This is a genomic window from Burkholderia pulmonis (genome assembly GCF_984667975.1).
This window is the reverse complement of sequence record NZ_OZ480186.1, coordinates 170,068-183,212: the sequence shown is the minus strand read 5'-3', so window position 1 is coordinate 183,212 and position 13,145 is coordinate 170,068. Positions and strand designations below refer to the sequence as shown.

Genomic DNA, 13,145 nt, shown 5'->3' with positions numbered 1-13,145 from the left:
CCGGCGCGCACGACTCCATCCTTACGCCGACCGGTGCTGCGATTGTCGACGCGCGGCAGCGTGCCGACATCCGGCGCGTGCTGTCGTCGTCGCGACGACGCAGGCGATCGCTCGCGCCGCGATCGCCCCGCCGGCACCATGAATGCATGGACGCAAATGAAATTCAACGGCAGGCACGCAACGCGGTGCGCAAGGGAACGATCCTCGCGGTCGACCATGCGGCCGCGTTGTGCCGCGTCTCGGTCGGCGACGCCGATTCCGATGGCAACGGACTGCAGACCAACTGGATTCCGTGGGTCGCCGGCACGGCCGGCACGACCCGCGACTGGCTGCCGCCGACACCCGGCGAACAGGTCGTGCTGCTCTGCCCGATGGGCGACCCGGCGCAAGGCGTCGCGCTGCGCGGCGTCTATTCGAACGCCGCACCGGCGCCGGCCTCGAGCCCGGAGACCCATGCGCGCGTCTATCCGGACGGCGCAAGCATCACGTACGACCACGCCGCGCATGCGCTCACGGCCGAGTTGCCGGCCGGCGCGACCCTGCGCGTCGTCGCGCCGGGATCGGTCGTCGTCCAGACCCGGGATGCAACCGTGCAGGCCGAGCGCATCACGTTCGACGCGCCGCAGACGACCTGCACCGGTGCGATGACGGTCAAGGGGCCGTTCGCGTTCGAATCGGGCATGACCGGCACGGGCGGCGCCGGCGGCGGCGCCACGATGCAGATCGACGGCGCGGCCACCTTTACCCGCGAAGTGACATCCCAGGGCATCAGCCTCCCGCATCACACGCATCGCGAACAGGGCGATGGACAACTCGTGAGCGCACCGCAATGAAAGGCATGAACGCGAACACCGGCCGCTCGATCTCGGGCCTGGACCATTTCTACCAGTCGATCGGCAGGATCGTGACGACGCCGCTCGCGTCGTGCGTGAAGCGCCGCACGTTCGGCTCCGAGCTGCCCGACCTGATCGACGCGCCGGGCAACGGCACCGTGCGCACGCGGCTGTATGCGGCCGTCGCGACGGCGCTCATGCGCTGGGAACCGCGCCTGACGCTCACCCGCGTCGTGCTCGCCGCGGACGACGCGAACGCGGCCGCCGGCGCGCTCTATCTCGACATCGAAGGCTGGACCACCGAAAGCGGCACCGCCGTGTCGACCCGCGTGCCGGTCGCGAACGGGAGCGCGGCATGAGCGTGACGCCGATCGACCTCTCCCAGCTGCCGTCGCCCGACGTCGTCGAATCGATCGACTACGAGACGTTGCTCGCCGCGCGCAAGGCACGGCTCGTGTCGCTCTACCCGGCTGCCGAACAGGCCGACATCGCAGCGACGCTCGCGCTCGAATCGGAGCCGCTCGTCAAGCTCCTGCAGGAAAGCGCGTACCGCGAGATCGTGCTGCGGCAGCGCGTGAACGACGCCGCGCGTGCGGTGATGCTCGCGTATGCGGTCGGCACGGACCTCGATCACCTGGCGGCGCTGTTCGGCATCCGGCGCCTGACGCTCTCGCCCGCCGATCCCGAACACGACCTCGCGGCGGTGATGGAAAGCGACGCCGACCTGCGCGCCCGCACGCAGCTCGCGCCGCAGAGCTTCTCCGTCGCCGGCCCCGAAGGCGCATACGTCTCGCACGCACGCAATGCGGACGGACGGGTGCTCGACGCATCGGCGATCAGCCCGGCCCCGTGCGAAGTCCTCGTCACGGTGCTGGCGCGCGATGGCGACGGCACCGCGGCCCCGGCGTTGATCGACGCCGTGGCGGCGGCGCTGCAGGCCGACGACGTGCGGCCGCTCACCGACAAGGTCGCGGTGCGCGGCGCCGACATCCTGCGCTACCAGGTCCGCGCGCGGCTGGTGTTCTTCGCCGGCCCGGATCGCGCGGTGGCGCTCGCGCAGGCCAACCGGGCGATGAAGCAGTACACCGAATCGATGCACCGCCTCGGGATGGAGGTCACGCTCGACGGGATCTACGCGGCCGCCCGCGCGGCCGGCGTGCAGAAGGTGATCCTCGAAAGCCCGCTCACCGGCCTGCCCGCGACCAAGCAGCAGGCGCCCTACTGCACGGGGATCGAGCTGATCGACGGCGGGGTGTACAGCAATGATTGACATCCTGCCGCCGAATGCGACGCGGCTCGAGCGCCGGCTCGCCGCGACGAACGCCCGCATCGATGGCGTACCGACGCCGCTCGCGACGCTGATGAGCCCCGACGCCATCCGGTCCGACCTGCTGCCGTGGCTCGCCTGGCACCTCGGCGTCGATGCGTGGAAGGACTACTGGCCCGAGTACGTGAAGCGTGCGCGCGTCGGCCAGGCGATTCCGATCGCCCGTCGCAAGGGCACCGCGGCTTCGGTGCGCGAGGTCGTCGCGGCGTTCGGCGGAAACATCGTCCTGCGTGAATGGTTCGAGCAGCAACCGCCGGGCCCGCCCGGCACGTTCGACCTCGTGATGACGGTCAGCGGCCAGGAAGGCCAGCCGCCGACCGCCGAATACGTCGCCGACATCCTCGCGGAAATCGACCGGACCAAGCCGGTCCGGGCGCACTACACGTTCACGCAGGGCTTCGCGCTGCGGGGCCGGCAACGAATCGGCGCCGCCGCGCGCGTGGCGGTCTACCGCCGTTTGAATCTCACCGACAACTGATCGCACATGGCAACCCAGATCCTCATCACCGACGCCGGCCGCGCAGCGCTCGTCTCCCCCGGCAACGGCGGCACCAGCGGCCACCTGGTCACGACAATCGGTCTCGCGAATGCGCCCTTTGTCGCCGACAAGAGCCTCACGAAGCTGCCGAACGAGCTCAAGCGCATCACGACGTTCGGCGGCGCCAACATCGCGCCGGACACGATTCATGCAACGCTGAAAGACGACACCGCGGACCAGTACTCGCTGTACGGGTTCGGCCTCTACCTCGAGAACGGCGTGCTGCTGGCGGCCTATGGCCAGGCGACGCCGATCATGGAGAAGTCGCCGGCCGCGCTGCTGCTGCTGTCGACCGACCTGCAGTTCGCGACGATCGACGCGACCCAGCTCGTGTTCGGCGACGCGTCGTTCCTCAATCCGCCGGCAACCACCGAGCGGCAAGGCGTGGTCGAGCTGGCGACGCAGGCGGAAGTGAACGCGGGTAGCGACGACGCGCGCGCCGTCACGCCGAAGACGGCCGCGTCGCGATATGCGGCATTAACCGGCGCGAAGTTCACCGGCCCGATCGTCACCGAATTCGATGCGGGCCCGGACGCCGCGCATGTGTCGATCCGTCCGCCGACGGGCAAGAACGGCCGCGAAAGCCGCATGCGCCTTTACGGCACGTTCAGCGGTACCAACACCGATAGCGGATCCCGCCTCGTCGCGACGATGCGCTCGGGTTTCGACAACGGCGCCTGGGGGCGCGAGTACGTCGATCTGTGGCTTAACCGGGCCGTCAACGACGCCGAGACCGACGCGAACCAGGCGCGTGCATTGCGAATCGCCTACGGCGGCCGCGTGCTGGTGGGCGACGTCCGGAACGACGACGGGAATTCGCGCCTGCGTGTCGGCGGCGATATCGCTGCCGAAGGCACGAGCTATGCGAAGAACGCGTCGCTCGACGGCGGCGCCGGCAACTTCTCGACACTGTTTTTCTCCGACGGCGGCAAATTCCGCTGGTCGATGTTCAAGCGCGACGGCGCGGCAACCGGCGGGAACAACGGCAACGACTTCGGCATGAACGCGTTCGCCGACGACGGCGTTGCGCAGTTCCCCGTGTTTCGCGTCAGCCGCGGCACGCAGGTGTTCTCGCTCGCGAAGCGCCTGCTCGTCGGCGATATCGGCGATGACGGCCGCAACGCGATTCAGGCAGCGGGAAGCGCCACGTTCAACGGCGGCGTGACGTCGCGCGAGATGGACGCCGGTGGCGGCCATTTTCGGGCGATCGCCAACAACTTCGGCGCGTTCCTGCGCAATGACGGAGCGGACGTTTACCTGCTGTCGACGAACAAGGGTGATCCGGAAGGCATGTGCAACGCTTTCCGCCCGTTTTCGTGGTCGCTTTCCGACGGGATCGTTCGCATCAACGACAGTGGCTCGCTAACCAATGTCGGTGGCGATCTCGCTGTCGGGAGATATACGGACGAAGGGCGCGTCAGGGTCGGCCCCATCGATGGCTACTTTTATGCCAACGCCAAGACGATCGGCTGGTGGAGCTCGAACGATTCGTTCCAGTATTTCCTCGAAGATCGCACCTTCCGCGTAAACGGCAAGCCGGTCTGGCACACCGGAAACCTGACACCGCTCGACCGCGCGAAGGGCGGCAACATGGCGGGCGATATCTGGTTCGATCCGGGCAAGCGCTTGTTCCTGTCCGAAGGCAGCGTGCAGGCACCGTCGCTCACCTTCATCAACGACGGCACGCCGGACACTGGCCTGTACCACATCAACGACGGGTCGTTCGGCGTCACGTGCAACGCGGTGTCGCAGGTTTCGTTCACGCCGGGCGGGACCACCTTCCAGACGCCCGTGCGAGGTCCCACGCCCGCGCTAGGCGACCGATCGACTGCGCTCGCGACAACCGAATGGGTGCTGGCCGCGTTGTCGACGACCGCTATCGGCCAGATCGTCTTCGAACCGCGCTCGTCGGCGCGCACGGGGTTCCTCAAAGCCAACGGCGTGCTCGTCAATCGCGCCGACTACCCCGCACTGTGGGCGTACGCGCAGGCCAGCGGCGCGCTGGTGACGGAGGATGAATGGCAGAAGGCCCTCTGGGGCAGCTTCTCGACTGGCGACGGCTCCACAACGTTCCGCCTTCCGGAACTGCGGGGCGAAGTCATCCGGTGCTGGGACGACGCCCGCGGCGTCGACACCAAGCGAATCCTCGGCTCGTGGCAGGACAGCGCGAACCGCTCGCACGGTCACGGCGCGAGCGCGGCCGAAGCAGGCGACCACACGCACTCCGCATGGACCGATTCACAGGGTTGGCACGGCCACCACGGCTGGACCGCCGGCGTAGGTGATCACCAGCACGTGTCGCCGTGGGGCGAGAACCCGAGCTATCACCCGCCGTGGGGAACATGGGGCGCGGCCAACAACCACGGCTCCGGCAGCAGCGACAACGACAACGTGTGGGGGATGACGAGCCCGGCCGGCGGTCACAGCCACGAATTCAACACGGAAGGCGCCGGCAACCACGGCCACAACGTCGGCATCGGCGGCGCCGGCAATCACAGCCACGCCATCACCGTCAACGCGGACGGCGGGAACGAAGCACGGCCGCGCAATATCGCGCTGCTCGCGATGATCCGCGCTTACTAACTCTCGGACTTCAACCTATGTTGATTCACCACTACAACTCACAGACCGGCGAATACCTGAGCAGCAGCCAGCCCGACGCCGATCCGCGCAACGCCGAACGCTGGCTCGTGCCGTCATGGGCGACGTTCGACGAGCCGCCGGCGCGCACGCCGACGACCTGGCCGTTCTACCGCAACGGCGCGTGGACGCTGCTGCCCGACTTCCGCGGCCGGATCTGCTATCGCACCGATACGGGCGAAGCAGTCGAAATCGCGACCGCCGGCAAGACGCCCGACGAGCTCGGCCTGACGACCGACGCGCAGCCGTCGCCTCGCCATGCATGGATCAACGGTGCGTGGGTCATCCCCGCCGCGCTGCTCGAGCGCGAGAAACGCGACGCCGCGATGGCCGAATTCGAGCGCCGGCTGGAAGCCGCACGCAAGGCCAACGCCGGCAAGGCCGATGCCTACGCGGCAGGCCTGCTCGACGACGAAGGCATCTACTACTTCAAGGCCTGGTCGGCCTACCAGATGGCGCTCGTATCGGTCGTCCAGGCCGACACGTTCCCCGATGCGGTGACGTGGCCGGCAACGCCGGCGCCGTACGTACCGCCTCCGCCGCCCCCGCCGCCGGCCGAGCCGAGCGAACCCGCCGCGCCGGTTACCGAACCCGCAGCCCCGATCGCCGAACCCGCAGCTCCGGTCGCGGACCCCGCGACCTGATCCGCACGGGATTCCTCCCGTTCTCTTTCATCTGCCTACACAGGAGCCACACACCATGCCGCAGGATTATCACCACGGCGTACGCGTCATCGAAATCAACGAGGGCTCGCGCCCGATCCGCACCGTGTCGACGGCCGTCGTCGGCATCGTCTGCACGGCGTCCGACGCCGACGCCACCGCATTCCCGCTCGACACGCCCGTCCTTCTGACCAACGTCGTTGCCGCACTCGGCAAGGCCGGCACCAAAGGCACGCTGCGCCGCACGCTCGATGCGATCGGCCGGCAGACCAAGCCCGTCACGATCGTCGTGCGCGTCGCGGAAGGCAAGGACGCCGCCGAAACGGCGACCAACGTGATCGGCACCGTCACCGCCGACGGCAAGTACACCGGGATGAAGGCGCTGCTCGGCGCGCAGGCGCGCTTCGGCGTGAAGCCGCGCATCCTCGCGACGCCGGGCCTCGACACGCAACCGGTCGCCGCCGCACTGGCGTCGATCGCGCAGTCGCTGCGCGCGTTCGCGTATGTCTCCGCCAACGGCGCGAAGACGAAGGAAGAAGCCGTCACCTATCGCAAGCAGTTCAGCCAGCGCGAGCTGATGGTGGTCTGGCCGGACTTCCTCGCGTGGGACGACACGACCAACAAGACCGTCGTCGTGCCGGCCACCGCGTACGCGGCCGGCCTGCGCGCGAAGATCGACAACGACACGGGCTGGCACAAGACGCTGTCGAACGTCGGCGTGAACGGCGTCACCGGCATCAGCGCCGACGTGTCGTGGGACCTGCAGGATCCGGCGACGGACGCGGGCTTCCTGAACGAACAGGACGTGACGACGCTCGTGAACCGCAACGGCTTCCGCTTCTGGGGCTCGCGCACGTGCTCGGACGATCCGCTGTTCGCGTTCGAGAACTACACGCGCACCGCGCAGGTCATCGCCGATTCGATCGCCGAAGCTCAGATGGCCATCATCGACGGCCCGCTCAACCCGTCGCTGCCGCGCGACATCATCGAAACGATCAACGCCAAGTTCCGCGAATGGATCTCGCAGGGCTACCTGATCGGCGGCTCGGCCTGGTACGACCCGGAGCCGAACACGACCGACGTGCTGAAGTCCGGCAAGGCGTATCTCGACTACGAATACACGCCGGTTCCGCCGCTCGAAAACCTGATGCTGCGCCAGCGCATCACCGACCGTTACCTCGCCGATTTCGCCGCGCGCGTGAGCGCGTAACGACGGCCTTACCAGGAGTCAAAAACAATGGGTATGCCTCGCAAACTCAAGGGATTCAACCTGTTCCAGAACGGCGAGAACTTCGTCGGCCAGGTTGTCGAAGTCACGCTGCCGAAGCTCACGCGCAAGATGGAGGACTACCAGGGCGGCGGCATGAGCGGTCCGATCAAGATCGACTTCGGGCAGGAAGGGATCCAGCTCGAATGGACTTGCGGCGGCTTCATGCGCTCGGTGCTCGGCCAGTACGCGATCACGAAACACGACGGCGTGCTGCTGCGCTTCGCCGGCGGCTATCAATCCGAGGATTCGACCAGCGTCGACGCGATCGAGATCGTGATCCGCGGCCGTCATAGCGAAATCGATCCGGGCACCGCGAAGTCGAAGGAAGACACCGCGTTCAAGGTCACGACGGTCGCCAGCTACTACAAGCTGTCCGTGAACGGCCAGGACGTGATCGAGATCGACTTCGTCAACATGATCGAGAAGGTCAACGGCAACGACCTGTTCGCGGCGCTGCGCAACGCGATCGGCCTGTAATCCGCCGCCCGGCCGGTGATGCCGGCCGGGCCGGCTTCCGCATTTCCTCCCGACAGATCACACACATGACCACCACGAATCCAATGCAATCCGACGCCGCCGTGAACGACCTGCAGGCCGACGCGCCCGCCGTGGACGCCGGCGCGGCACCCGAACAGGACGATCCGGCCACCCACACGCTCGACACGCCGCTCGTGCGCGGCAGCCAGACGATCACGTCGATCACGCTGCGCAAGCCGAAATCGGGCGAACTGCGCGGCGTATCGCTGTCCGACCTCGTCAGCCTCGACGTGGCCGCGCTGTCGAAGGTGCTGCCGCGCATCAGCTCGCCGATGCTGACGGAAGCCGATGTCGCCAACATCGACCCGGCCGACCTCGTGCAACTGGGGGGCATCTTCGCCGGTTTTTTGATGCCGAAGGCCGTGAAATCCCGACTGGCCTCCCAGACCGCATAGAAGACCCGATGGCGGACATCGCGACGGTGTTCGGCTGGACACCGCCCGTGATGGACGCCTTCAGCCTGGCCGAGCTGATGGACTGGCGCGAGCGCGCGCGAGTGCGCGCCGGCGCCCAATGAGCGAAACGATCGACGATGGACAACACCACGAAACTGCGCGTCATGTTCGACATGGTCGACAACATGACGAAGCCCCTGCAAATGATGCTGACCGGCAACCAGGGGCTGGCCGACTCGCTGCGGGCAACCCGCCGCGAGCTGGACGACATGGCGAAGACGCAGAAGCGCATCAGCGAGTTTCGCGACCTGCGCAGCGGTGTGGCGAGAACGGCGACCGACCTCAAGGCGGCGAAGATGCGCGCCGGCGAACTGCGCGTGTCGCTGCGTGAATTCGGTCCGCCGTCGCGCCAGATGATCGACGACTTCGCCAGGGTGCAACGCACGGCGACGGATCTGACAGCCACGCAAGGCAGGCAGGTCTCGCGCATTCGCGAACTGCGTACCCAGCTCGTCGGCGCGGGCATCGACACGCGCCATCTCGACCAGCACGAATTCGCGCTGGCCACGAACAGCGCGCGACGCAAGTCGAAGATGACGGCGGACGTGCGCTCGTTCGACGACGCACGCCGCACGCGCGCCGAAGCCAGGCGCGCGAAGATCGACGCGCTGGGCAGCGTCGGCAAGAAGTGGGCGGATGGCGGCAAGGAGGTCAAGGGCGTCGGCAAGAGCATGTTCGGCATGCTGTCCCAACCGCTCGACGTCGCGAAGCAGGCCGAACGCGAAACGTTGCGCATTCGGGCGCAAGGCGGCTCGGCCGACGCCGTGAAGTTCGCTCGCGCGCAGCAGGTCGACGGCCAGTCGGTCGTCGACAACCTGGCGACGATGCGCGAATCACTGTCGGCGTTCGGCGGCAACGAGGAGCACGCGCGCGTGGCGATGCCGATGCTCGCGAGCATGAAAGCGGCGAACCAGGCGCTGTTCGGCAAGGACGAAGCGAAGGCGAACATCGACAAGTTCATGGGCATGCAGAAGGTCATCGACCTGCGCGGCGGCACGAAGAGCAAAACCGCGTTCGAGGCCGAAGCGAACATCGTGCAGAAGATGCAAACGGCGACCGGCGGCAAGGTCAGCGGCGACGAGTGGAACAAGTTCGCCGAATCGGGCGGCGGCGCCGCCAAGAAGCTGCGCACGGACGCGTTCTACTACCAGATGCAGCCGCTCATCGAGAAGCTCGGCGGCAAGGCGGCCGGCGAGGGCCTCGCGTCGCTGTCCGGCAGCGTCTTCGACGGCAAGATGACTGCGCCCGCCATCCGGCACTTGACGTCGCTCAGCCTGGTCGATCCGAAGCAGGTCGTGCATGCGAAGAACGGCGCGAGCCGCGGGCTCAAGCCGGGGGCGCTGGCCGGCAGCGACATGCTGCAGGCATCGCCGCTCGAATGGCTCGAAAAGGTGCTGTTGCCGAAGCTCGCCGCCAAGGGCATCACCAAACCGGACAAGATCAAGGCCGAGCTGGCGAAGCTGTTCCCCGACAAGGCCGCGGCGAATCTGCTCACGACGATGTACGACCAGCGCGAGCAGATCCACGACACCGAAAAGCAGAGCGCCGCCGCCGACGGCGTCACCGGCATGCGGGCGAAGGCCGCCGATTCGACCGCGGGCCGCGAGCTCGTCGTGCTCGCGCAGCTGCGCGACCTGAAGCTCGAGATCGGCGAGAAGATCACGCCGGTCTACAACGCGGCGCTGGACGTCACGGCCAACGTGCTCGGAAAGATCGTGAAGTTCGTGCGCGAGCACGGCACGGCCACCCGCATCCTCGTCACGACCTTCGCGGCGCTGGGTGGGGTACTCACCGTTGCCGGCACGCTGGCGAGCGTGTTCGGCGGCATCCTGGGTTCGGTCAATGTCCTCCGCTTCGCGGCGTCGATGGCGGGCGCGTTCAGGATCGTCGGGCAGGCATTGATGATGCTCGGCCGGCTGGCGATGGCGAACCCGCTGCTGGCCGTGATCTCGCTGATCGCGATGGCCGCCCTCTACGTCTGGCAGAACTGGGACACGCTCGGCCCGAAATTCATCGCGCTGTGGGAAGCGATCAAGGGCGCATTCGGTGCGGCCAGCGACTGGATCGCCGCGAAATGGGACGCTACCGTCGAGTGGGTGAAAAACGCGCTCGGCAGCATTCGCGACTGGTTCGGCGACGTCAGCACGCATTTCCAGGAAATCGGCTCGAACCTGGTTTCCGCGCTCGTCGACGGCATCACGAACCGCCTCGGCGCGCTGAAGGACTCGATCGGCGGCCTGGGCAGTTCGGCGATCGGCTGGCTCAAGGAAAAACTCGGCATGCAGTCGTCAACCATGCCCGACGGCAGTGCCGACGGCGGGGCCGCCGGCACGCCGTCACGCATGCCGCGAACCGCTGCCGCGCTCACGACCGCCGCCGCGCTGGTCGGCCCGCCCGCGTTTGCCGCGAGCCCCGCGATCGCCGCTGCCGCGCCGCTCGAGCGCTACAACGTGTCGCTCGACTACCGCCCGCCGCTCACGGCGCCGGCCGCCGTGGCAAGCGCCGCGCCGCCGGCCGGCCCCGTCACCATCAACATCGCGCCGCCGCCGGGCGTCGACGCGGCCGAGATCGCCCGCATGGTGCGCGCCGAGCTCGAACGCGCCGAACGCGCAAAGGCGTCGCGCACCACGTCGCGCCTGTCCGATTGATTGTCCGCTGGAGGAAACCCGCCCATGATGATGTCGCTCGACCAGTTCGTTTTCAGCCTGGCGACCACGCCTTACCAGGAGCTCCAGCGCCAGCGCAACTGGAAGCACCGCACCAGCTCGCGCATCGGCGTGCGCGACGCGAGCCAGTTCACCGGCGCCGGCGATGACACGATCACCCTCACCGGCATCGTCGCACCCGACAACGGCATCGGCGAGATCGCGTCGATCGAGGCGCTCGCACGCATGGGCGACGCCGGCGACGCGTACGTGCTCGTCGACGGCAACGGCAACGTGTACGGCGCATACGTCATCGACAGCCTCAACGAAACGGCCACGTATCACACGAAGGAAGGCATTGCGCGCAAGATCGCGTTCACGCTGTCGCTGAAGCGCGTCGACGACGGCGTGCTCGCCGAAGCGCAGCAGGACGACGACAGCGGAGCGGCCGAGCAATGAGCACGCTGGAACGCAAACCGGGCGACGCGCAGGCCCGCGCAGGCCGTGTGCAGCCGCAGGCCGACTATCGCATCACGCTCGACGGCCGCGACCTGTCGCGCCTGATCGCGCCCAACCTGATCAGCCTGTCGCTGTCGGAATCGCGCGCGGACGAAGCCGACATGCTCGACCTGGTGCTCGACGACGCGCAGGGCACCTTCGCGATTCCGAAGCGCGGCGCCAGCATCAAGGTGTCGATCGGATGGGTCGGCGAGCCGCTCGTCGACAAGGGCGCGTTCACGGTCGACGAAGTCGAGCACGGCGGTGCACCGGACGTCATCACGATCCGCGCGCGCTCGGCATCGATGACGAACGACATGCACGAGCGCCGGGAGAAAAGCTGGCACCGGCAGACGCTCGGCGCGATCGTGCGCACCATCGCCGCGCGCTACGGGCTCACGGCCGCCGTCGACGCGACGCTCGCCGCGACGCGGATCGACCATGTCGACCAGACGCAGGAGTCCGACATGTCGTTCCTGACGCGCCTCGCCAGGCGCTATGACGCGGTGATGACCGTGAAGGACAAGCACCTGCTGTTCACGCCGATCGGCAGCGGCAAGACGGCCAGCGGCAAGACGCTCGACGTGCTGGCCATCACGCGTGCAAGCGGCGACCAGCATCGCTATCACGTCGCGCAACGCGACAGCTACACGTCGGTGCGCGCGCATTACCACTCGAACGGCAGTGCGAAGCGGCTGTCGGTGGTCGTCGGCGATGCAAAAGGCAAGAACGCCAAGGTGCTGCCGGAGGACTACGCGACCGAGGCCGAGGCGCGCGCGGCCGCGCAGGCCGACTATGCGCGCACGCAGCGCGGCCAGTCGACGCTGAGCTACACGCTCGCACTCGGTCGGCCCGAGCTGTTTCCCGAGATGCCCGTCACCGTGACGGGGTTCAAGCCGGACATCGACGACACGCCGTGGCTCGTGAAGAAAGCGACGCATACGATCGGCGAAGGCGGGTTCACGACCGCGCTCGAACTCGAGGTGCGCGACGCGCCGAAGAAAAAGCCGCGCTCCGGCAAGCACTGACCGGCAGGCCGGCGGCCGACGCGTCGCCATGCGCGACGCGCGATCGCACGTCGTCGATCGCGGTCACGGTCGCGCATTCAGGATGTCGGCGGGATGAGGGGAGAGGCAATGCGCAGGATGCGCGGCCCGGGTTCGCTGCTGCGGCCGGAGCGGATGCCGGCCTGCGGGGATCGGGGGTGGCGGTTCAGCTCGATTGCTGGCGACCGCCGAGTGTCATGCGCACGTCGCGCGTGTCGCCGCATTGCTGCAACGTGGCACGCGCATCGCGCAGATTGGCCATCGCCTGCAGCGCGGCCTCGAGCACCTGCCCGACCGACAGCATCGCGCTGTCGATCGCTGCGTGCGCATCGGCCCGCTCGTCGTCGGTCAGGTCCGAACGATATCGCGGCGGGCCCATCGTCAATCCACGCGCGTCCGCGCGATGGTCGGCGTGCGCCGACGCGCCGATCGTCCCGTTGTCGTGCTTCCTGTTGGTGTCCATTTTTCCGGTCTCCGCAAACTCAGTCATCCACCGGGGGCCGCCTGACACGGCGGGTCGCCTCGGAACGCCCCGCCGCCAGCTCACCGGCTTTCAGAATGCTAAACCAATACTGTATGGATATACAGTGTTTCGTCCGATTTTATCCGATGCCCTCGTGCGGTGCGCCGAGGGCGCGTCCGTGGCTCGGAGAACGGGAAGAGGCGCGGCCGCGCCGCCGCACACGCAACGGAT

Annotated in this window: 14 protein-coding genes; 13 read left to right on the top strand and 1 reads right to left on the bottom strand. The window is 67.9% G+C overall.

Annotated features, from left to right (window positions below; translation table 11 throughout):
• Positions 1-146 precede the first annotated feature (146 nt).
• The 13 genes from AC5LXK_RS00820 (at position 147) to AC5LXK_RS00760 (ending at position 12,433) form a co-directional block, all read left to right on the top strand.
• A complete protein-coding gene (locus tag AC5LXK_RS00820; RefSeq protein ID WP_493389931.1) occupies positions 147-833 on the top strand; it encodes a phage baseplate assembly protein V in 687 nt (228 codons plus the stop codon).
• The gene (locus tag AC5LXK_RS00815; protein ID WP_493389930.1) at positions 830-1,192 is read left to right on the top strand and encodes a GPW/gp25 family protein; all 363 of its coding nucleotides are present in this window, start codon (positions 830-832) and stop codon (positions 1,190-1,192) included. The genes AC5LXK_RS00820 and AC5LXK_RS00815 overlap by 4 nt, the downstream gene beginning before the upstream one ends.
• Positions 1,189-2,103, top strand: coding sequence for a baseplate J/gp47 family protein (locus AC5LXK_RS00810; RefSeq protein WP_493389929.1), 915 nt, complete (start codon positions 1,189-1,191; stop codon positions 2,101-2,103). The genes AC5LXK_RS00815 and AC5LXK_RS00810 overlap by 4 nt, the downstream gene beginning before the upstream one ends.
• Positions 2,096-2,638, top strand: coding sequence for a phage tail protein I (locus AC5LXK_RS00805; protein ID WP_493389928.1), 543 nt, complete (start codon positions 2,096-2,098; stop codon positions 2,636-2,638). The genes AC5LXK_RS00810 and AC5LXK_RS00805 overlap by 8 nt, the downstream gene beginning before the upstream one ends.
• 6 nt (positions 2,639-2,644) lie before the next feature.
• Positions 2,645-5,281 carry a phage tail protein gene (locus AC5LXK_RS00800; protein ID WP_493389927.1) on the top strand — a complete coding sequence of 879 codons (2,637 nt, stop codon included), beginning with the start codon at positions 2,645-2,647 and terminating at the stop codon, positions 5,279-5,281.
• A gap of 17 nt (positions 5,282-5,298) precedes the next feature.
• The gene (locus AC5LXK_RS00795; protein WP_493389926.1) at positions 5,299-5,982 is read left to right on the top strand and encodes a tail fiber assembly protein; all 684 of its coding nucleotides are present in this window, start codon (positions 5,299-5,301) and stop codon (positions 5,980-5,982) included.
• 55 nt (positions 5,983-6,037) lie between these two features.
• Entirely contained in the window at positions 6,038-7,210 is a 1,173-nt protein-coding gene (locus AC5LXK_RS00790; protein WP_493389925.1) for a phage tail sheath protein, read from the top strand.
• Positions 7,211-7,237: 27 nt separating this feature from the next.
• A complete protein-coding gene (locus tag AC5LXK_RS00785; protein WP_493383157.1) occupies positions 7,238-7,747 on the top strand; it encodes a phage major tail tube protein in 510 nt (169 codons plus the stop codon).
• A gap of 83 nt (positions 7,748-7,830) precedes the next feature.
• Complete coding sequence (locus tag AC5LXK_RS00780; protein ID WP_493389924.1) at positions 7,831-8,202, top strand: phage tail assembly protein; 372 nt, start codon at positions 7,831-7,833, stop codon at positions 8,200-8,202.
• A gap of 8 nt (positions 8,203-8,210) precedes the next feature.
• Positions 8,211-8,324 (top strand): GpE family phage tail protein, encoded by a 114-nt coding sequence (locus AC5LXK_RS00775; protein WP_006484104.1) that lies wholly within the window; start codon positions 8,211-8,213, stop codon positions 8,322-8,324.
• A gap of 15 nt (positions 8,325-8,339) precedes the next feature.
• The gene (locus AC5LXK_RS00770; RefSeq protein ID WP_493389923.1) at positions 8,340-10,910 is read left to right on the top strand and encodes a phage tail tape measure protein; all 2,571 of its coding nucleotides are present in this window, start codon (positions 8,340-8,342) and stop codon (positions 10,908-10,910) included.
• A gap of 24 nt (positions 10,911-10,934) precedes the next feature.
• Complete coding sequence (locus AC5LXK_RS00765; RefSeq protein ID WP_493389922.1) at positions 10,935-11,366, top strand: phage tail protein; 432 nt, start codon at positions 10,935-10,937, stop codon at positions 11,364-11,366.
• Positions 11,363-12,433 carry a phage late control D family protein gene (locus tag AC5LXK_RS00760; RefSeq protein ID WP_493389921.1) on the top strand — a complete coding sequence of 357 codons (1,071 nt, stop codon included), beginning with the start codon at positions 11,363-11,365 and terminating at the stop codon, positions 12,431-12,433. The genes AC5LXK_RS00765 and AC5LXK_RS00760 overlap by 4 nt, the downstream gene beginning before the upstream one ends.
• A 184-nt stretch (positions 12,434-12,617) precedes the next feature.
• On the opposite strand, the gene AC5LXK_RS00755 is transcribed toward AC5LXK_RS00760, so the two are convergent.
• Entirely contained in the window at positions 12,618-12,914 is a 297-nt protein-coding gene (locus AC5LXK_RS00755; RefSeq protein ID WP_493389920.1) for a hypothetical protein, read from the bottom strand.
• Positions 12,915-13,145 lie beyond the last annotated feature (231 nt).